Below are 20,883 nucleotides of genomic sequence, written 5' to 3'. Positions count from 1 at the left end.
GGGGCCGTCCCACCGGGGCTCACCTGACGCGCGTCCCCGCGTCCGAAGGCGCCCGGCCCCGGGTGGAAGAGCCCGTTCACCCGTTCTCCCGGTACGGGTTGGCGGGCAGGCCGGTGAAGGAGGTCGTGCACCGGAACAGCTCGCCACCCGTCCTCCCGTTCCAGGCGCTGGTCACATACAGCACGTCCAGGTCCGGGCCGCCGAACGCGCAGCTCGTCACGTTGGTCGCGGGGATCTCCACGGTCAGGTCGAGGCTCCCGTCAGGACGCAGCCGCAGTACGGCCCCGCCGCCCCACAGCGCGACCCACACGTGCCCGGCCGCGTCGACGGTGAGACCGTCGGGCATCCCCCTGGGGATCACCGCGAACACCCTGCGGTTCGCCATGCCTCCGTCGGCCGGGTTGTAGTCGAAGACGTCGACCCGGCCGGTGAGCGTGTCCACGTAGTACATCAGCCGTTCGTCCGGGCTCCAGGCCACGCCGTTGGAGATCGAGACGTCGGGGACCACGCGCTCGCAACGCCGTCCCGGTCCGAGCCGGTAGAGCGCCCCGGCGCCCGGGGTGTCGTCCTCGGACATGGTGCCCGCGAAGAACCGCCCCGCCCGGTCGCAGGCGCCGTCGTTCATCCGGTTCCCCGGTCGCTCGCCCGCCGTGACCGGCGCGACCACCTCCAGCCCCTCTTCCGCGAGTACGGCGAAGCCGTCCCTGACGGCCAGGGCCAGCCCGCCCTCCACCCTGGGGACCGCGGCCCCGACCGGCATGCCCACGTCGACCACACCGTGTGAGCCCTCCGCCGGATCGAGGCGGTGCACCTGCCCTGCGGGAATGTCCACCCACAGCAGGGTCTGGGTGTGCCCGTCCCAGTGTGGACCCTCGCCCAGTGACGCGCGGGGCACGGGGACGGCCCTCGGCTCGGAGACCAGGGGGAGGCTCATGAGGCGTTCCTATTCCATATAGCAGAACGATATTCCAAATAGACCTCAGCAGACCACCACGGCGAACGACCTGTCAAGAGTCAGAGATGCTCGGCCACGGCCCGCCGCAGGAAGTCGCCGCACTCTTCCATCCGGGCCTGTGACATGCGGTCCTTGAGGGCCGTCACGCTCACCGCGGCGACGGGGGCCGACTTGCCCATGAAGACCGGAGCCGACACGCACCGCACCCCGGGCTCGTTCTCCTCAAGGTCGAGCGCGTAACCGCGCTCCCTGATCTGGGCCAGGTTGGTGGCCAGCCGCGCCGGGCTGGTGATCGTGTTGCGGGTCCGCGAGGCGAGCGGGCCGTACCGCTCGGCCCACGCCTTGATCGCCTCGTCGGCGGGGTACGTCCAGGCCAGCAGGGCCTTGCCCACCCCCGTGCAGTGCGCGAGGTTGCGCCCGCCGATCACCGAGGTCATCGTGATCGAACGCACGGCCTCGACCTTGTCGAGGTAGACCACCTCGGCCCCGTCGAGCATGGCCATGTGCACGGTCTCGGTGAACTCCTCGCTCAGCCGCATCAGCAGCGGACGCACGAGAGTGCGCAGGTCCATGGTCTCGTAGAACCTGAAGGCCGTGGCCAGCATCTCGGTGCCCAGGTAGTAGGGGCCGCTCGGCTCGGGCTGCGCGGCGAACCCGCGATGCTTCAGCGCGCTGAGCAGGCGGTGCAACGAACTCTTCGGCAACCCGAGCCGGGTGGACAACTCGTCGAGGGTCGCTCCTCTGCTGTGCCTGCCGATCTCCTGCAGGATCAGCAGGGCGCGATCGACGCTTCCCACCGGCGACTGGACCTCACCCATGATTCTCCTCGCCTATTCCGAATAATGGAATGCTATAGCGTTATACGGAATTATCACCAGTCAACGACCGAGAGTCGAGGGAAGGCCCACCGGAACCGGTGAACAGGGCGCCGAACACGGTCCGCGAAGCCTACCCCCAGTCTGTCGCCCTGAGAGACCACCCCGTTACCCTCTCCACCCGGGTACGGCGCGCACGCGGGCTTCGGCCGGGCAGGCGCCGGGTCTTCACGCGAGGCAGGTGACCTGTGCGCCACCGATACGGCCTCGGGCACGCCGCGAACTCTTCAGGGTGAAGGGGCTCTCATGGTCAGCCATGTCCCGGGGTGTCGCCCTGAGCGAGACTTGCGCGCTCGGGACACTCTTGCTGGTTGCTCTGTGTGAACCGACGCCCCTTTCCAGCGAGGAGAATGCGGCGGGTCGGTGTCGGTCCTGAGGTGTTGAAACCGAACCGGGATCGGCAAGAAGGTTCGTTATGTAGTCAAATCACCCTTGGGTTCATAAAGGGATCTTTACTTAGATGGCTAAATATGTGACGATCACTCCGTTTTGGAACTTACGTTCGAAAGGTTGGAGTGAACGCATCACACACAGCGTCCGGATTAACCGTTCGGATGCGCCGTCGAGCTGCCATGCTCGCGGCTCTGGCGCTGCCTTTGTCGCTCATGAGTGCACCCGCGATCGCTCAGGAGCCCATGTCCCCTTCCACCCCCACACCACCCTCCATTCCCACGGCGTCGCCGTCCAGTACCCCCGCCACGCCTACGGGCAAGGCGTTGGCGCAGGCCAAGAAGGACAAACGGCGCGTCGAGATCGAGTCGTTGCGCTCGGAGAGCGCCACCTACTACGCCAACCCCGACGGCAAGACGCTCCGGATGGAACTGCATACGCAGCCGATCCGCGTCAGGAACGCCGACGGTAAGGGCTTCACGCCGGTCGACACCACCCTGGTGGAAGCGGACGGCGCCATCAGGCCCAAGACGGCCAAGGCGGATCTCGCCCTGTCCGCAGGCCGGGACAAGACGCTGCTCAAGAGCCGGGCGGCCGACGCCACGGCGAAGATCACCACGCCGTCGGTGCTGCCCAAGCCCAGGCTGAAGGGCGACACCGCGACCTACCCGGACGCCTACGGCAAGGGGCGTGACCTGATGGTGACCGCGAACCCCACCGGGTTCCGGCAGCAGATCACCATCGCCGAACGGCCCACAGGGCCCGTTTCCTTCCGGGTGCCGGTCGACCTGCCCCAGGGCATGTCCTTCACCACGAACGCCGCAGGCCGGCCCACCGTCGTAGGCAAGGATGGCAAGACGGTCACCGAGGTGCGGCCGACCCTGCTGCGGGACGCCAAGGCCGCCGACACGGCCGCCCCGTTGGAAGCCGGCAAGGTAGGCAAGGCCGCCGTCACGCTCGCCGAGGACGGCACGACGCTGGTGTTCACGCCGGACGCCGCGTTCCTGGCCGACCCGGCGACGACGTACCCGGTGACGATGACCGCCGCAGCGTCCGACTGGTGGGAGGGCCACACCGGCCAGTGGTCACTCGGCGGCATGGACACCTGGATCAACGACGTCGACTACCAGGACAGCTGGGACACCTTCACTCAGGACCAGATCGTGGTCGGCAAGTCCTACGCCAGCAGCGTCGCCAAGCGCTGGCGCGGCTACCTCCAGTTCCCCGACATCCCCGCCGAGTTCGCGGGCAGCACGGTGCAGAACGCCGACTTGATCCTGTGGAACTACCAGTCCAACGACTGCGGGATATCGATCGGCTCGGGCATCACGGCGCGGCAGATCACCTCCGGCTGGGACGAGACGACGCTGCAATGGAACAGTCAGCCGTCCGTCACCAGTGTGGGCGCGGACACCGAGTACGGCGCCTACAGCACCGACTGCTCCGGCTCCATGAACTACGCCTGGGACCTGACCCACTCGATCAACGGGATCGCCCAGGCGTGGATCGACGGCGCCACCAACTACGGCATCCAGCTCACCGCGGGCAACGAATCCGAGCTGCGCAACTGGCGGCGCTACCGCTCCGAGGACGCCGGCGGCTGCACCACGCCACCTCTGGAAGCTTGTAAGGGCCAACTCCACCCGCCCATCCTCACCGTGGACGTCGAACTGCCTCGCCACCGTGCTGTGTTCGCCACGCTCAAGGATCCTGGGGAGGCGGCCCCCAGCACGGGAGCGGAACTCCAGCAGTGGGCTTCCACCGGCCGAGTCTCCACTGAACTTCCTCAGCCGGATCCGATAACCAACGCTCAGGACCAGGAATACCGGGAGTCGAGCGACCAGGACAGTTTCACCCCGAGCAGTGACCTCGATGAGCCGCTCCCAGCCCCCGTTGGCGATGTCAAGGCCCGATGGTCGTTCAGCGAAGGGAGCGGCACCACGACCGCTGACGGATCAGGCAACGAGCATGACGCCACGGTGAATGACGGGGCTACCTGGACCACCGGAGTCAGCAATTCCGCGCTCACGAATGTCGGTGTCGCTCCAAACAGTGCGCCGAAACCATCCTCAGTGCTTCCGGCACGAGTGGCGGCCATGAACGAGGCTGTCGCACGAGGAGTCAAGGTTGAGGTCCGCGAGGAGACCACCGAGACCAGCATCACGTACGCCAATCCGGGCGAGAAGTCGTTCACCACAGAAGTGACTGCTGGGTCGGTCCGGACGCAACGAGACGGGGTGTGGATACCGATCGATACCACCTTGGTCGAGCAGAACGGGAAGCTTCGGCCCAAGGCGATCGACATCGAGGTCGAGGTGGAGGTCTCCACCGGCGGTTCGGGTGAGTTCGTGCGGATGACGGCGGATGGTCGGCGGTACGCGCTGACCTGGCCTGCCGTACTGCCCAGGCCGACGGTCAAGGGCAATGTGGCCACCTACACCGATGCGGCCGGTAAGGGCGCCGACTTGGTGGTCACCGTACTGCCGACCGGGTTCCGGCACGACGTGGTGCTACGCGAACGGCCCGATGAGCCGGTGGAGTTGCGCATCGGCGTGGATACCGGCGGCCTGACCCTGGCCAAGGGCAAAGGCGGGCGTCTGCTGCTCACCGAAACCACGACCGGCAAGAACAAGAACAAGAACAAGAACAAGGGCAAGGCTGGCGGGCTGGTGGCTTCGGCGCCGCAGCCGGTGATGTGGGACGCCGACGCCCGTGGCCGTCTGACCAAGGGCAAGCGCTCCAGCGCCCGTCACGCGAAGATCGCCACCGATGTGGTCGTCAAGGACGGCCGTACCGAACTGGTGCTCAAACCCGACCACAAATTCCTCACCGATCCGGCCACCGTTTACCCGGTGCGGATCGATCCGACCACCACGCTGCCGTTCAACCACGACGTGGAACTGGCCGACACCAACGACGCCGACTTCCCCGCCGACCCGACCAGCCAGTACCTGATGGCCGGCCGAATGTACGACATGTTCCTGTCACGGGTCTACCTGCGCTTCGACACCACGAGCCTGACCGGCTCCACCGTGACCGACGCCAAACTGTCGCTGCACAACATCGACGCCCCCTCCTGCGGCACCCAGGTCGGCGCCGGCATCCAGGCGCGGCGGGTCACGGGCGCGTGGGATGAGAACACGCTGCAGTGGGCCAACAAGCCCGCCTCCACCACCGAGGACGCCCAGACCAACCGCCAGGCCTTCACCCAGGACTGCGGCGCGGCCCGCATGCAGTGGACCGTCACCGGCATCGCCCAGGACTGGGCGGCAGGTGCGGCTAACCACGGCCTGGTCCTGCAGCACCCCAACGAGGCCAACACCGCCGACAACTACCGGGTGTTCACCTCCTCCGAGGACACCGACTACGCCGCCCCGCCCACCCTGACCGTCACCACCTCCGGCCCGGCTTCGGCCCCCACCGCCACCAACCTGGCCGTCACCCCGGCCCAAGTGAACGGCGGCACCACCACCATCACCTCGCTCACTCCGCAACTGGCCGCCACCGTCACAGACGCCGCGACCGGCTCCCTGACCGGCGGGTTCGAGATCGAGCACGACCCCACCGCCCCGGCCGGGCAGGGCACCGGCCAGATCTGGACCGCCACCTCCACCCCGGTCACCTCCGGCAGCCAGGCCACCGTCACCGTCCCGGCCGCCAAGCTGACCGACGGGTGGAAGGTGCGCTGGCGCGCCCGCGCGGCCAACACCACCGCGGCCACCACCTCGGCGTGGTCGGCCTGGCAGAGCGCGACCGTGGACGTGCCCAACCCCACCGTGGACGGTCTCCAGGTGACGCCGTCCCAGCAGGTCAACGGCACCACCGTGGCCACCAGCCTGACCCCCAACCTGCTGGCCGTGGTCACCGACCCGGCCGCTCAGCCGCTCCGTACCGAGGTCGAGGTCGAACACGACCCGGCCGCACCGGCCGGGCAGGGCACCGGCCAGATCTGGGCCGGTGGCGCCGACAACGTCGCCTCCGGCACCCAGGCCACCCTCACCGTCCCGGTGGCCAAGCTGATTGACGGGTGGAAGGTGCGCTGGCGCGCCCGCGCCCTCAACACCGCCACCACCATCGCCTCACCGTGGTCGACCTGGCAGACCCTGACCGTGGACGTGCCCGACCCGGTCTCCGAACCGATCGTCGGCGCGCTGCAGGTCACCCCGTCCGAGCAGGTGAACGGCATCACCGTCACCTCCACCCTCACCCCCGCCCTACTGGCCCAGGTGAGCGACCCGGCAGGCGGCACACTACGCGCCGAAGCCGAAGTCGAACACGACCCGGCCGCACCCGCCGGACAGGGCACCGGCCAGATCTGGACCGGTAACGCCGACAACGTCCCGGCCGGCACCCAAGCGAGCATCGCCGTCCCGGCGAACACGTTGAGCGACGGGTGGCAGGTGCGCTGGCGCGCCCGCGCGGTCTCACCCACCACCGCATCCGCCTGGTCACCCTGGCAACTCCTCACCGTCGACCTGCCCAAGGCCGAGGTGTCTGCGCTGGAGATCGTCCCATCCCGAGTGGTGGACGGTATTACCGTTGCCGAGAGTCTCACCCCCACGCTCAAGGCCACCGTCAACGATCCCGCAGATGGTCCGCTCCGCGCCGAGTTCGAGATGGAGCATGATCCTGCCGCAACCGTGCAAGGCACGGGCCAAATATGGGCCGGGATTGTGGACGCGGTGGCCTCCGGTTCTCAGGCGAGCGTAACCGTTTCCGCCGGGGTCCTTACCGACGGCTGGAAGATTCGCTGGCGAGCTCGCGCGGGAACCTCCGCCTGGGCTTCGTGGCGCTATGCGACCGTGAGCCTGCCCGGACCTCTCGGCGGGCCACTGGCCCAGACGACAGGGCCGGTTACTCTCACTGACCAGAGCTTCACCATCGCGGCCTGGGTCAAATGGAGCAATGTCGACGGTGCCTATACGATTCTCGACCAGAAGGGCGCCAACACGGTGCCTTTTCATCTTGGCAATGACCCAGCGCAGGGTTTGGTGTTCACTTTCACCACCGCTGACCAAGCCAACCCGACCGTCGCAGGAGTTTATTCGGGAGTGAAGCCCCCGGCGAATGAGTGGTTCCATATTGCCGGCGTTTACACGGCCGCCCCAAGCACCGCCGCCCTGTATCTCAACGGGACAGAGATCGGAAGTGCTCCGCTCGGATTTCCGGCGTGGAATGCTTCGGGGCCGATGAGCCTTGGGACCGCGATCGCGGGCACACTGGACGAGATCTGGGTGTACGGCCGGGATTTGATCCCCGAGGAAGTCTTCGCCCTGTACGACAGCAGCGGTGCAACGCCGACCACGCTCAAGTCTGCAGCTGCCTCAGTCACCGACCGTATAACTCCAGCGAGCTGTTACAAGGACTACGGAACGGGCAAGCGTACACACGGTCTTATGAAGAACCGCTTCAGCGGCTGCATTAAACACGAAGTGGAGGTGGTCGACTCGGCGAGTATTTGGGACTCTCTTGGATTTGCGGGTTCTGCCAGTGCGGCTGACGACGACCGTGACGCCTACAATTGGAAGGCGGACGTGATGTTCATCGCCAGGACATTTTCTGGCGGTGAGGGGCTCGATAGCGGCGCCACGACCCGCGATATCATGTTCGACGTCTACCTTGGCAATGTCAGGGACGACGGCGACATCTCAATGCTGGGGAGTACACTCACCATCGGTATGAGTCCCGCGCGGGATCAGACGGCTTGCAAGCACATAACCAACTTCAATGGTTCCGCACAGCAAAACCATGTTGCCAAACTGGTCACAGAATGGAACCAGGTGGCGTGGGAGCCCGGCCAGCAGTGGTCGGAGATCGCTACCTTCCGATTTCGCGCTGCCCCCAACGATGCTCCCACTCAGCGGAGGGATCGGTCGGGAATGGTGGCCAATGTCGAGCTGATCTCGAACTGTAACATCGAGCCGTATGTAAAGATCGTCCGCCCGCATGACATCGATCAGACCGTCGTCTACAACTACGGTACGGCCGAACGCGACATCAAGGTAAAGTGTGATAGCGCCAGCTACATCCTCGCGCGGACCGGAGGGTGCACACTGGCCATCATTCCGTCCGTCGAGTGGGAACTTAACGCCGGATACGACCTCGCGTATTTCCACTACTGGAAGGCATGTTATGACAAAGCGGACACCTGGCCTAAGCAGGTGAACAAGACCGTACTCGGGTGCGCCGTCAGCAACAGTGGCAGACCCGACAAATCGCAGTTCTTGTGGCGCGTCGGAGATCCTCGGCAGAAGAACAACAATGCACGGGCGGTGACCAGGTGTAGAAGCTTGTGGCCGAGGCTCGAAGCGGATCCCGATCCGCGAGAGTGCGACGAGTACCCCTTCGCCTCCGCAGGTAACCGCACCACCGGCGAAGACGCCGCCAGGAACTTCTCGGTTTGCGCGATGGGCGCCGGGCCATGGGAGCCCAACCAGGTGGCGGGTAAGAAGCTGAAGCGCCTCTACGACCGGGACCGGATCCTTCGCGAGGATCATTTCTTCAATAGGTTCGCTAAGACACCCGATCCTGTGCCGTCTATAGCGGACGTATGTTGGAAGCCGATCAACACCAAATCGACCTACTACAACCAGCCGCCCAGCTAGCCATATCCGCCGCCGTGGAGGCCATGGCTTCCACGGCGGCACTCTCCCCGAACAGGTGACACATGGATTTCGCGCAAACGGTCGCCCACTACGAGAAAGTGCTCACCGACGACAGTGGTTGGCTCGCCGAGGGTCTGTCCTGGACCGTCGTCCGCCCTTTCGGTACGGAACTCTCGCCGGGGGACCTCGCGGCCCGGATGACCGGCGGCGGATGGCCGACTACCACCGAGGCCAACGGGGACATCGAGGCCGAAGCGGTCTATCTCGGCGGCTGGGGGCGGACGGGCATGCTCTTGGAGCCTGGGGGATTCACCGGTGTAGGGCTGCCCCATGTCCTCAAATGGTTAAGCCACGAGGCCCAGGTTTGGCACCTGTCCTGGAATCTGACCGGCCGCCGGAGCATGACCTACCTGGTGGACGGTCACATCCTGGCCGAGGTTCCCAGACTCGATGAGGGACCGGAGATCCTCGCGACGGAACTCCGATTGCTGCGTGCCGCGGAAGACACCGCCTGGCCAGGAAAGCAGGCCACCGCCATGGCCATTGTGGAGGCTCGTACCGGCGCCCACCTTGAACGCCAGTGGTTCGACCGGCCGCGCCCGGTCGTGCTTCTCGACCAGCCGATTTCGCCGAACCCGCTGCCGCTCGGGCTCTGGCACCACGAGCCTGACCTGTACGCCAGGCTGAGCGTGTCATCTCAGCAAATGCGACGCACGGTGCTCCTTCACATGGTCGAGACGCTCATCGACACGTTTAGCCTTTCAGCGCCCGAACTCGACGACGCTCTGCACGCCGTACGCCAAGGTCGCACTCTGGGCGGGGATCAGCACGCCGCTGTGCGAGCAGTACACGAAAGTCTCGGACGCCAGTGGGCGGGACTTCCGTTCGCGATGCGTGAACAGGACGATCAGCAGTGGCGGCGTTGGGTCGCGGTGAACGCCGTCCGCCATGGCCTTCGATCGATCAGCGACGCGGAGGCCTGGCACCTCAGCGCGCTGACCTACGCGAGAGAGGCACTGTCCGAGGACTGGACGACTTTCCGATCGCGGCTGTACCAGCGACTCACGGGCCGGACGAACAGGCCCTGAGCCATTGGGAGTGGGAACCTCGGCGAGGTTGTCCGATTTTGCGACCCCATGATCGGGTGCACGGAGAGGCCCTGAAATCATTATGCGGTCCCGAATCGGTCAACGCCATCGCCGAGGTCGGAGACAGTCTTCTCCGGGTCAAGGTCGTAGATTGGTGAACCGTAGGTGGAATGTTTCGCCGATCGGGAATGGCGGTCGTCGACCCGCGCCTTCTACCGCATACCCAAGTCCTGGGAGAGCTGAGAAAAGAGTAGGCAGTTCTCACAGAACTCAGCGCCGGGACGAGGAAATGAGGCTTCGAACCCTTCAAGGTGATGAGTGATTCGCGTCGTGACGATCGAGATCAAGGACAGCTGAAAGTCGCGAGCCCTTCAGGGTGATGAGCGAGCCAGGTCGTCGGGATCGACGTGAAGGACAGCTGGAAGTCGCGAGCCCTTCAGGGTGATGAGCGAGCCAGGTCGTCGTGATCGAGATCAAGGGTAGATGGAAGTCGCGAACCCTTGAGGGTGATGAGTGGCACACCGGGTCGTCGGTCGTACGTTCGGAAGCCCGGGCGGCCCTCTCCGGCCGGAGCCGGAGCAGGTGGGGGACAGCGTAACTCACGATGAGGGGGCGGGCGAGGACGGCACCTCCGGCCGGAGCGGGGCGAACCGCACGGCGAAGGAGGGCGAGAACGCGGTGGTGCCGCAACACGTCACTCGGGCTTCTCATCCTCTGGTGCGGGCGGGGAGATCCCGCCCGCACCGCGACGGGTCCTCTACTGCGGCGGGTTCTCCTCCGCGTCCCGCAGTGCCTGCCCGGAGGCGCCCTTGAGTCTGCTGACCCAGGCGTCGAGCCTCCGTTTGAGCGTGGGGTCGGCGCCGCCGTAGGAGTTGTCGAGCTGGTGGGGATCGGCCGACAGGTCGTACAGCTCGTGTTCGCCGGTGTCGTAGGCGACGTAGTTCAACGCCGCGTTCACGCCGAGCGTGTTGGGCTTGGCCCGCAGGCCGACGTAGACGGGGGCGCCTCCGGAGGCGAGCGCCTGCGCGTCACCGGGATCCTGGGGTTCCAGCAGGTCGTTCAGGGTGTTGGTGTTCAGGGTGCTGGGTCCGGCGTGCTCGTTGAGGAACGCCAGGCGCCACGGCGACGGCGTGGTGCCGCGCAGGAACGGCACGAGGGAGCGGCCGTCGACAAAGGAGGGAGCGGTCGCTCCGGCCAGTTCGGCGAAGGTCGGCGCGAGGTCGACGTTGAGGGTGAAGGCGTTGACGACCGCCCCGGCGGGGACGCCGGGTCCGCGGATGACCAGCGGAACGTTGAGATCCTCCTCGAAGGCGGTGTTCTTGCCGGAGTTCAGGCGGTGCTGACCCTGGTGGAAGCCGTTGTCCGAGGTGAAGACGATGTAGGTGTTGTCGAGCACGCCCTGCGCCCGCAGGGTGTCGATCGTGTCCTGGACGAGGTCGGTGACCGCGCGCAGGGATTCTCTGCGCTTTTCGTAGAAGGCGTCGATGTTGCTGATCTGGGCGGCGGTGAGCTTGGGCTTGTTGCGGATCCAGGCCGGCTTGTCGCTGACGTCGTCCTCGTTGAAGGACGGAGTGCGCGGCGCCTTCGCATTGGGGTAGATGCCGTCGTAGCGCGGCGGTGGCGTCGCCGGCCCGTGCGGGATGTAGGGGGCGACGTAGGTGAAGAAAGGCTTGTCCGGGTAGTTGGTCGTGGTGTTCCTGATGAACGTGGTCAGTTTGCGGGAGATCACGTCGACGCCGTAGTCCGAGGACGCGCCGCCGAAATGGACGGTCGTGCCGTTGTCGTTGACGTCGTAGTCGTACTCCGAATACGGGCTTCCGCCGTTGGGGCTGAACCAGCGCGTCCACCCGGGCGGAATGTAGGTGCTGCTGGGCGCTCCGTTGGGGTACCCGTTGAGGTATTTACCGAAGAATCCGGTACGGTATCCGGCGCTCTGCAGCCAGGTGGCGACGGTCGAGTTCTCCAGTCCTTTGTTGTGGAAGGACTGGAATCCGCCACCGGAGGCGGCGTCGTTGGTGTAGATGCCGGTGTTGTGCGCGAACTGCCCGCGCAGCGTGGACACCCGCGACGGGCAGCACAGCGACAGTTCCACGAACTGCTTGTTGAACGTTGTTCCCTGGCTGGTCAGGAGCGTCTGGAGCCCGGCGTCCTTGCCGAAGACGTCCTCGTTGAGGTCGTCGGTGAGGATGAAGACGATGTTGGGCCGGGTCGTCGTCGCCGACGCCGGAGGACTGCCGAGCTTCACACCCGCGTAGGCGATGACCGCGGACGCGACGAGCAGGACCCCCAGGAGTTTCGATCGGCGACGATGTGGATTGAGGACGTTCATACCGCACCCTTTCTCGGAATACCTGTTCCATCGTTTGGCGTCGATGAATGCGTGCCGAGGCATTCCAGCCTCGAACAGGGTGGAGTTCATCCAGGGGTGACAGCGGTTGCGGGCACGGAAATTCGCACCCGAAAAGGAGGCCGGAGAATCAGTGGGAGAGAACCGGGCGACACATGGCGCTGCTCACACGCGCCAAGTCGATGTGACGCCGCACAGTGGCGTGGAAGCCGTGTCCACTCCAGGCGGTCGATGTCATGACCACATGCAATCCGAAATATCCCTACCGGTCAAGTGGGTAATTGTGTGAACCCGCCGCCGAACCGGTGTCGCGTGCGGTGTTCGTTCTGTTCACGACCTCGCGTAGCCGTTTGTCGGCGGCGTACCTGTTTCGTTGGAACATGCCGCTCCGGGCCTCGTGGCCGAGAGCGGGAAAAAGGCTTCGCGATGCGAGGGCACCGGATGGCAGGGTGCGACGCATGGCACCCCAGTACCAGGTTCGCGCGGACTACGACGCTGACACGATCGTGGTCTACCAGGCGTACGCGCCCGCCATAGCCGACGCGGCGCTGCGGGCGGGCCGCTTCGTCGCGCCGTTCTCGTTCCACAGGATGACCTGGATCAAGCCCTCGTTCCTGTGGCTCATGCACCGCAGCAACTGGGCCCGCAAACCCGGTCAGGAGCGTGTCCTCGCGGTGCGGATGACCCGGCGGGGCTGGGAGGAGGCCCTGTCCCAGGCCGTGCTCACGACCGCGGATCCGGCAGCCGTGGCGCGGGCGGCCGTACACGTCCAGTGGGACCCGGAACGCTCGTCACGCGGAGCGGCGCTGAACCACTACAGCATCCAGGTCGGCGTCGGCCGCGATCTGATCCGCACGTTCACCGACGACTGGATCGTCGGCCTCACCGACCTCACCCCCCAGGTCCGCAAAGCCGCGGCACTGACACAGACCGGGCACGCCGCCAAAGCCCAGCGGCTGTTCCCCGCGGAGCGGGTGTATCCACTGCCGCGGACCCTGGAAAGCCGCCTTTTCCCAGGCAGGTGACGTTTGGGGCGGTGCCCCCGGGCGTACGCTGTCCGGATGATCAACCCGATCGAGCTCGTCATATTCGACTGCGACGGTGTGCTCATCGACAGCGAACGCCTGGCCGTACGCCTCCACGTCACCGTGGGCGCCGAGCTGGGCTGGCCGCTGACCGAGGCCGAGGTGATCGAGAAGTTCATCGGCCGGTCGATCGTCTCCAACGGAGAACGGATCGCCGCCCGATTGGGCCCGAGCCAGGCCGCACTCTGGCTGGAGAGGTTCGAGCGGCTCCATCACGCGGCCGTCGACGCCGAACTCACCCCGGTCGACGGCATCCTCGACGTCCTCGACACCCTCACCCTTCCCCGTTGCGTCGCCTCCGGCAGCAGCCACGAGACGATGCGCCGCACCCTGGGCCGCACCGGGATTTACCGGTACTTCGAAGGCCGCGTCTTCAGCGCCGGTGAGGTCGCGCGCGGCAAACCGGCCCCCGACCTGTTCCTGCACGCCGCCAGGAGGATGGGCGTCCACCCGTCGGCCTGCGTCGTCGTCGAGGACAGCAAGTACGGAGTCCAGGCGGCCCGCGCGGCCGGCATGCGCGCCCTCGGATACGCCGGCGGACTCACACCCGCGCGATGGCTCGAAGGACCGAACACCTCGGTCTTCGACGACATGCGCGAACTCCCACGACTCCTCGCGGGAGCCTGACCGCCCACGACCTCACCGCGCACCTGTCAGAGGCCACGGGGTTGCTGTCTTCGGACATGTGGGGTGTTCACCCGCAGGTCCCGGCCCAGGCGGGCGCCGGGTCTTCGCACCAGGCGAGGTCACGTCCGGTGACCGGGTGCCGTACGTCGACGCCGTTCACGGTTGTTCGTGGAGGTAGAACACCTCGGGGTCACCCTCGTCGAGGCCGTGGAGCATGCCGATGGGCAGCCATTCGGCCCGTTCTAGCGCGGCACCCGACCCCGGGCCGTCGCTACGGCAGCCAGGTCTCGTGCAGGTGCAACCAGGTGGTGCCCTGGAAGACCACCGTGGACTGCCGGGTCCGATCCGGCTGGACCTCCTGGTAGGTGGCCACGACGAAGGCGCCTTCGGAGGCGACGATCCGTACGTTGCGGATCTCGATGGTCACCCCCGGCGCGCTGCCGTGGAGCGCCTCGACCTCGGCGAGGACCTGGTCACGGGAGAGCGTCGGGCCGTCGGGGGTGCTGAGCGTGAAGCCGGGGCCGTGGGCGTCGGCGAAGGTGGCGAACTCCTCCCGCGCGAGTGCGCCGGTCAGCCAGCGTTCGATGACCTCGTGGTGGCGGACGATCTCCGCCTCGACGCCGTTCACCGGGTCGCCCATGGCCGGGCGGCGATCCAGGCGCGTAGCGGCGTCAGCCGCAGGCCCAGCAGATCGGCCACGGCGGGATCGGCTGCGAACAGGTCGCGGTCGGTGGCGGCCCAGCGGTAGGTGTCGGCCACCGCGACGGCCGTCGGCGCGCCCAGCGTCGTCGCCAGGCCCGACTCGAACTCGGCCGGGTCCTGCGCGTCGTAACGGGCGCCGAAGGCGGCCGCCAGCTCGTCGCCGGTCACCACGTCGGCCCCGCCGAGCCTCAGCACGGCGCCCTCCAGACCGTCACGGACGAGCGCGGCATGCGTGGCGGCGCCCAGATCGTCGTGCGAGAGCCAGGACACCGGCAGGTCGGCGGGCAGCGGGTAGCGCAGCACGCCCTCGGCCGCCAGCGGGCCCGTCACCCACGGCGCGGCCAGGTTGTCCAGGTAGAGGGGAGGGCACAGCACCACGACCGGCAGCCCGGCCGACCGCAGCGTCCGCACCGCCCACCGGCGCGTCTCGAAGGCGGCCACCCGCGTGGCGGCCTCGGGCAGCCGGTTGGCGGTGTTGAACACCAGCCGCCGCACCCCGGCCGCCAGCGCGGCGTCGCGCACATGGTGGACGTAGGCGGCGACCGTGTCCGGCTCGAAGACCATGGGCAGCGTCACCGAGGCGTGCGTCACCCCGGCGAAGGTCGCCTTCACCGCCTCGGCGTCGCCGAGGTCGCCGACGACCGGTTCCACGCCGTGCGGCACCCGGCCGCTCCTGGTCAGGCCGCGCACCGCGTGTCCCTCGGCGACGAGCCGCCGCGCGACCGCGCCGCCCTGGGCGCCTGATGCGCCGATCACAAGAAAGGTCATGCCGGAAAGTCTCGACCGAATCCGCGATACGCTCAATTAAGTGAAATATCGGGTTATTTAAGGATCGTCCGGTGGATGATGACCTGCTGGCCCCGCTGCGGCTGGAGGGGGTCTTCCACAGCCGCTGGCAGGCGGGGTCGCCCTGGGGCATCGCGGGCGAGGCCGAGGACTGCGCGCTGCTGCACTACGTGCAGGAGGGAACCTGCGCCGTCGAACTGCCCGGCGCCGAGCCCGTCCTGCTGCACGCAGGGGACCTGGCCGTCTTCCCGCACGGCAACGCCCACCGGCTGGGCGACCGGCCGGGGCGCCCCGCCGTACCGCTCTCCACGCTGCTGCCCGAACGGCCGCCGGGCGGCGTCACCACCGTCGAACTCGGCGGGCCCGGCGAGCGGACCGTCCTGATCTGCGGCGGGCTCCACTACGACCGGTCCGCCATCTCGCCGATCTACCGGGCGCTGCCGCCCGTCCTGGTGCTCGACAAGGCCACACTGGACGGTCACGGGCTGCTCGGCGGCACCCTCGGGCGGTTGGCGGGCGAGTGGGACCTGGCCGAACCCGGCGCGGCGCTGGTCGCCCTGCGCGCCTTCGAGCTGGTCTTCGTGCTGGCGCTGCGGGCCGCGGTGGGGGAGCTGGCCGAGGGCTCGCCGGTCCTACGGGCGCTGCGTCACCCCGCGATCGGGACGGCGCTGCACGCCGTACAGACGAGGTTCGCCGAACCCTGGACGGTGGAGTCACTGGCGGCCCAGGCCGGCATGTCGCGCTCGGCGTTCGCGGCGACCTTCCGCGAACTGGTCGGCGAGGCGCCGATCCGGCACCTGACCGCCCGCCGCATGCAGGAGGCCGCCCGCCTGCTGAGCGAGACCACGCTCGCCCACAGCCGGATCAGCGAACGCGTCGGCTACCACTCGACGGTCGGCTTCCACCTGGCCTTCCGCCAGTGGTACGGGACCACCCCCGGCGACTACCGCCGCCGCTGGGCCCCCGGCTTTCAAGAAGATTGAACAGCGGCTCCCTCACCCGCTGGCGCCCCCCCCAACGGCCAGGAACTCCCACGGCCTTGGTCGTCACTCGGTCGTCAGGGGGTACGGCGACGCGGCGCCGAACCTTGGTGGCCTTGGGGATGGCTTCGACCCCTTCAGGGTGATGAGGAATCCCTGCAATCACGGGTACAGCCATGTCGCCGTCTACACGTTGCGAACCCTTCAGGGTGATGAGAAACAGACCCTCGACCGGGGCTCACTGTCCTGGATCGAGTTGCGAACCCTTCAGGGTGATGAGGAACCTGACCTTCAGGAGCCCCCGTGAACGCCAACCAGATCGCGTTGCGAACCCTTCAGGGTGATGAGGAACCCGAGGGTAAAGTCCCAGGTCGGGTGGGGTCGTGGAGGGGCAGGAAGGACTGTTTCTGCAGCAGTCCGGCGGTAGTGCAGATATGCAGGTCAGAGCGTTGACCATCTTTAGGGTACGGCCTCGGGACGTGGGGCTCTGTCCATGATGGCGGGCTCGTGGGTGAGAAGTCGAATGTTCCGAGTTTTGCGTCGCCTATGAAGGCGTTCCACTCGGAGGCGATGAAGGTCAGGGCTGGGTTGGAGGGGTCTTTGCCGCCCTGGGCAGCTTCAGGTGTCCGGGCTCGCTGCTTTCCTCGGGCGGTGGGATGTGGTGAGGATGTGTTCATGGGCCAGGCAGAGGTGAGCCGTCTCAGTCCCGGGGAAGCTCGGGAGCAGTTCGATGAGATTCAGCAGGTCTACGCTGTAGCGTTCCCGAATTACGACCTGGGCGACCATCGGCGGCGGACTCTTCGGCAGATCGAGTCGGCGGGGTTCGAGGCGGTGACGGTGCGGGAGAACGGGGTGTTGGTCGGTTTCGCCTATGGCCTGCCGCTCTCCGCGCGTTCGACGTGGTGGAACGGGCTCCGGCCGCTCCAGCCTGACGGCTTCGCCGTCGAGACCGGACGGCGGACGTTCGCGGTGATCGATTTGGCGGTGTTGCCGTCCCATCGTGGCCGGGGGCTTGGCAGGCGTCTCATGGACGAGCTTCTCAGGTCGCGTCCCGAGGAACGGGCGACGTTGGCCACCGTTCCGGACAACCGGGAAACGCAGCGCATGTACGAACGCTGGGGATGGAGCCTGGTAGGGCGGGTCCCGGGCGTTGAGGGTGAAACCTCGGACACGTTCGACCTTTACGTGATCGCTTTACGGCCTGAGGCGCCGACCAGCTCTCGATAGTCGACTACCGCGTGTGTACGCCATTCAGTCGTGGGCACCGCTTCAAGAACCCCGTGGGCCAATCGCGTCACCATGATGGTTCGTTGCTCGGCCGGATAGGCCTGATAGACAGCCTGAGCGTGTCGAATTCCTTCGGTCACATCACCGGAACGCACGTATCCCGCAGCCTGAAGAAGAGCTAGTTGAGCACGGAAACGAGGGTTGGGGTCAGATGGGTCCAGCGCCTCGTGCGTGTGGCTCACGGCTTCGTCGAGCCGCCCCCGATTACCGAGATACGAATACACCCATGCTTGGGTGTAATTCAGCCTCTCGACTCCCCAGCTTTCGATGGTTCGACCCTGGTGGGTGTTTGTGACCGAATCAGGCAGGCGTTCGAATATCTCGCCGCAGCGGCGGATTTCGGCCGCCGCTTCGGCGGACCTGCCGAGGGTCGCCAGCACCTGCGCGCGTGCGGCCGAGATCCCGGTGACTCCCCGATAGGCAGAGTCGCCGTGTTCGTTGAGCGCCGCGTCGGCGTGACGCAGGAGAACCGGTGCGGGGCGCTGGTCGTAAAGTCCGTGGATCAACTGCTCCGCTTTGATCCACGAGCTCAGGTCAGGGTCTCCGGATAGCTCCGCAGCGTTCAAGGCAGTCGCCCACCACTGTCGGGCCTGCCTGGACTGCTCAAGGTTGCACAGCGTCTTCGCCATGAGCAGCGACAGGCCCCCGGTCACCCGGCACCAGGAGCGGAACATCCGGCTGCGATCTCCCGCACGGGACATGGACTGCTTGACCGCGACGAGATCGGCCGCAAGCTCGCCGAGCATCTGCTGCGGAGGGGTCAGCCGATAGCCGTAACCGTGCTCGGAGACGGTCTCCTCCCACATCTCCACATCGAGACGCTCGTCGCGCCCCAGCGACAGGCCGACGCTGTCCCGGATCGTCTGGAGCGAGTCGAAGACCGGCGGCGAGGCGACGCCGAGCGCCGCCAGTGCTTGCAGGAGCCTGCGTCGTTCCATCTCACCATCCTCATGTGACGCCCTTTTCTTGGAGAATAGGACGTCTTCGTGGAGATTGAAGACCTGGGCATAGACGGCTGCCCAGTCGCGGGGGTAATGCTTACCTTTCTCCCAGTCACGGATCGATCGGGCCAGGGAGTTGACCGTCGAAGGGTCGTGCCCGGCCTTGGTGATCAGGCGGCGGGCCATCTCACTTTTGTTCCACCGGCGCTTTTCACGCTCGGACTGCAAGCGTGATGCCCATGCCGGACGTTCTGGCAGAGATGTCCCCATATCACCCGCCCATCGGAGAAAGGGCGGGGAGAAAGTCTCCGCCCATGTCTCCGCCATTTTCCGTTACGGACGGTGCTTTCGCTGGGGTTCACTGTCAAAGCCCTGAAACGACAGCGGCCCCGGACGCGGTGATAACAGCACCGGCCGGGGCCTTGATCAGGAAGGTAACTCCTGACGTGAGCAAGAGTAGTGCTCCGGGCTCCAGCCCGGACACGTCGATCCGGGACGGCTGTGGCTGCTTCGCCGGTGCCGTTCCCCTGCCCATGGGATGCGCCCGGTGTGGGCATGCCCCCTATGCCCACGGCTGCCCACAGCAGGACGGGCACGAGTACGTGCAGCCGTCCGGACTGTTGATGAACGCCCGTCTCCAGGCCCGCCGCGAGCACGGCCCGCAGTTCCTTCCCGCTCCTCGGCCTCCGGTGGAGGTCGCTCCCGCCGAGGTGATTCCGTTGGTGCCCGCCCAGCGGCGTCCCGACCCCGATCCTGAGCCGGAGGCACCCGCGATGGCCCCGGCCGCGAGCGCCGTACTGGATGGTCCTGTGGGGGTGGCTGGGTCAGATCTGGTGCTGGGGCATGGTCAGGGTTGTCCTATTTCCGAGCCGGATACGTTCTCGGTTGCCCCGGCCGTGAGTGCCGTACCGGACGGTTCTGCGGAGCCGGTTCCTGTGGACGGCCCGGTCATGGTTCCGGAGTCCACGCCTGTCGCGCCGGTACGGCCTGCCCAGGCTCCGGTGTCCAGGCGGGTTCGGCGTCCGTTCCTCACGGTTCCTCGGCCGGGGATCATCTGGACGAGGGTCCGTCCGCCCGGCCACTACGGTGTACGGCCCGCGAGCGGCGGGCCGCCTCGACGCGGAGACCGATGTCACGTTCCCCGTGCTCAGGCGGTCTGTCGGCCTGGTGCTCGTGGTCCTCGGTCTTCGGCTGTGCCGTACGGCGCGCGGCTTCTTTCTTGTCCCGCAGGGCAGGCCCGTCTGGCGATCACCCGTGCCAGGCATGCCTCTGGTCGGATCGTGGAGGTCCAGATCATGCACGACACCCCCGGCCGTCCGGTGATCCCGGGTTGGCGGTTGATCATCAGTGACGCGGGCCGGTTCTGGGCCTTCCGCAACCACCTCTTTCCCCGCATCGCCGTACGGGCCGGGGCACAGTCGGCAGTGGACGCCGACACCTTTGAGGAGGTCCAGGCCGTCATCGCCGAGCAGGAGAAGACCGCCCGCGACGCCGTTGCGGGGGTGACCTCGTGACCGGACGACACCGCGACGGCCAGCCGTACGCCCCGGTGTACCGGCGGGTGTGGGACGGCCCGGCACGCGCCGAAGCCGAGCGGATCGACCAGGCCTGGGTGGACTGGACGGTGCTCTACAGCCTGGGACGACGCTCCTTCTACGCCGTGGCCGCCTGGGACGGCCCCCGGCCGGTGATCGTCGAGGACCCCACGGCTGACGGGTTGGAGGAGCGGATGCGGGAGGCGGAGATGATCCGGGCCATCCGGCTCACGGCTCCCGTGCCGCAGCCTTCCCCGGCGCCGGTTCGCAGGAGGGCTTCCCGCGGGCGGGGAGGGCCCTCCGGAGGGGCGGTCGTCGAGGAGTTCGGCGGGACACGAACCGAGGTGATCACCAAGGAGCCCAGTGGGGAGCGGGGTTCGTCGGGTGGGGGAACGGCGCCCGTCGGGGGACGGCCTTCGTCAGGTGAGGGAATGATGTCCGGTGAGAGACGGTTTTCGCCGGGTGGGGAAACGGTTTCCGCCGGGGATCGGCGTTCGTTGGGCGGGAGGGCGGCATGACGCTTCCGGCCTGGACGGCCCGTCAAATTTCTGAGTTTTCCGATCGAACCTGTGCCTCCCTGCAGACGGCTCATCCCGGATGGCTGGTCTTCCACAGCTCGACGACCGGGTTGTGGAGCGCCTACCGGAGCGCCCTGTTCGGCAGGCCGTACGCCGGGGAGG

15 protein-coding genes are annotated in these 20,883 nt (G+C 67.1%); 8 read left to right on the top strand and 7 right to left on the bottom strand.

Annotated elements, in window-relative coordinates:
- Positions 1–76: 76 nt before the first annotated feature.
- Positions 77–934 (bottom strand): SMP-30/gluconolactonase/LRE family protein, encoded by an 858-nt coding sequence (locus tag ACFOYY_RS09860; protein WP_386189477.1) that lies wholly within the window; start codon positions 932–934, stop codon positions 77–79.
- An 80-nt stretch (positions 935–1,014) separates the two neighbouring features.
- The gene (locus ACFOYY_RS09855) at positions 1,015–1,773 is read right to left on the bottom strand and encodes an IclR family transcriptional regulator (protein ID WP_352015859.1); all 759 of its coding nucleotides are present in this window, start codon (positions 1,771–1,773) and stop codon (positions 1,015–1,017) included.
- Positions 1,774–2,546: 773 nt separating this feature from the next.
- On the opposite strand from ACFOYY_RS09855, the gene ACFOYY_RS09850 reads away from it, so the two are divergent.
- Positions 2,547–8,825: a DNRLRE domain-containing protein gene (locus tag ACFOYY_RS09850; RefSeq protein WP_386189474.1), complete on the top strand. Its 6,279-nt coding sequence runs from the start codon at positions 2,547–2,549 to the stop codon at positions 8,823–8,825.
- Between the two features lie 62 nt (positions 8,826–8,887).
- Entirely contained in the window at positions 8,888–9,913 is a 1,026-nt protein-coding gene (locus ACFOYY_RS09845) for a hypothetical protein (protein ID WP_386189472.1), read from the top strand.
- Between the two features lie 757 nt (positions 9,914–10,670).
- Here the strand turns inward: ACFOYY_RS09845 and ACFOYY_RS09840 are convergent.
- Together ACFOYY_RS09840 and ACFOYY_RS09835 are read right to left on the bottom strand one after the other, a co-directional pair.
- On the bottom strand, positions 10,671–12,242 hold the full coding sequence (locus ACFOYY_RS09840) for a sulfatase family protein (protein ID WP_362911358.1): 1,572 nt from the start codon (positions 12,240–12,242) through the stop codon (positions 10,671–10,673).
- 148 nt (positions 12,243–12,390) lie between these two features.
- Positions 12,391–12,498, bottom strand: a complete 108-nt coding sequence (locus ACFOYY_RS09835; protein WP_352015862.1) for a putative leader peptide — start codon at positions 12,496–12,498, stop codon at positions 12,391–12,393.
- Between the two features lie 220 nt (positions 12,499–12,718).
- On the opposite strand from ACFOYY_RS09835, the gene ACFOYY_RS09830 reads away from it, so the two are divergent.
- Positions 12,719–13,285, top strand: coding sequence for a DUF4291 domain-containing protein (locus ACFOYY_RS09830; protein WP_386189469.1), 567 nt, complete (start codon positions 12,719–12,721; stop codon positions 13,283–13,285).
- 36 nt (positions 13,286–13,321) lie between these two features.
- Positions 13,322–13,972, top strand: a complete 651-nt coding sequence (locus ACFOYY_RS09825) for an HAD family hydrolase (protein ID WP_386189467.1) — start codon at positions 13,322–13,324, stop codon at positions 13,970–13,972.
- 271 nt (positions 13,973–14,243) lie between these two features.
- On the opposite strand, the gene ACFOYY_RS09820 is transcribed toward ACFOYY_RS09825, so the two are convergent.
- Complete coding sequence (locus tag ACFOYY_RS09820) at positions 14,244–14,612, bottom strand: DUF4440 domain-containing protein (RefSeq protein WP_386189465.1); 369 nt, start codon at positions 14,610–14,612, stop codon at positions 14,244–14,246.
- Positions 14,597–15,442: an SDR family oxidoreductase gene (locus ACFOYY_RS09815; RefSeq protein ID WP_386189463.1), complete on the bottom strand. Its 846-nt coding sequence runs from the start codon at positions 15,440–15,442 to the stop codon at positions 14,597–14,599. Before ACFOYY_RS09815 ends, ACFOYY_RS09820 begins: the two co-directional genes overlap by 16 nt.
- A 71-nt stretch (positions 15,443–15,513) precedes the next feature.
- Here ACFOYY_RS09815 and ACFOYY_RS09810 point away from each other — a divergent pair, with 71 nt between their 5' ends.
- Together ACFOYY_RS09810 and ACFOYY_RS09805 are read left to right on the top strand one after the other, a co-directional pair.
- Complete coding sequence (locus ACFOYY_RS09810) at positions 15,514–16,443, top strand: AraC family transcriptional regulator (RefSeq protein ID WP_386189461.1); 930 nt, start codon at positions 15,514–15,516, stop codon at positions 16,441–16,443.
- Positions 16,444–17,115: 672 nt separating this feature from the next.
- Positions 17,116–17,667, top strand: coding sequence for a GNAT family N-acetyltransferase (locus ACFOYY_RS09805; RefSeq protein WP_386189459.1), 552 nt, complete (start codon positions 17,116–17,118; stop codon positions 17,665–17,667).
- Here the strand turns inward: ACFOYY_RS09805 and ACFOYY_RS09800 are convergent.
- Positions 17,622–18,896 (bottom strand): hypothetical protein, encoded by a 1,275-nt coding sequence (locus ACFOYY_RS09800; protein WP_386189457.1) that lies wholly within the window; start codon positions 18,894–18,896, stop codon positions 17,622–17,624. The genes ACFOYY_RS09805 and ACFOYY_RS09800 overlap by 46 nt on opposite strands.
- A gap of 1,052 nt (positions 18,897–19,948) precedes the next feature.
- Between ACFOYY_RS09800 and ACFOYY_RS09795 the strand changes: the two genes are divergently transcribed.
- Positions 19,949–20,182 carry a hypothetical protein gene (locus tag ACFOYY_RS09795; protein ID WP_362783133.1) on the top strand — a complete coding sequence of 78 codons (234 nt, stop codon included), beginning with the start codon at positions 19,949–19,951 and terminating at the stop codon, positions 20,180–20,182.
- Positions 20,179–20,721, top strand: a complete 543-nt coding sequence (locus ACFOYY_RS09790; RefSeq protein ID WP_386189455.1) for a hypothetical protein — start codon at positions 20,179–20,181, stop codon at positions 20,719–20,721. Before ACFOYY_RS09795 ends, ACFOYY_RS09790 begins: the two co-directional genes overlap by 4 nt.
- Positions 20,722–20,883 lie beyond the last annotated feature (162 nt).

The organism is Streptosporangium jomthongense (genome assembly GCF_042650425.1).
Classification (GTDB): domain Bacteria; phylum Actinomycetota; class Actinomycetes; order Streptosporangiales; family Streptosporangiaceae; genus Streptosporangium.
Note: the sequence above shows the minus strand (reverse complement) of the source record. Positions and strands in the feature narration are given on the sequence as shown.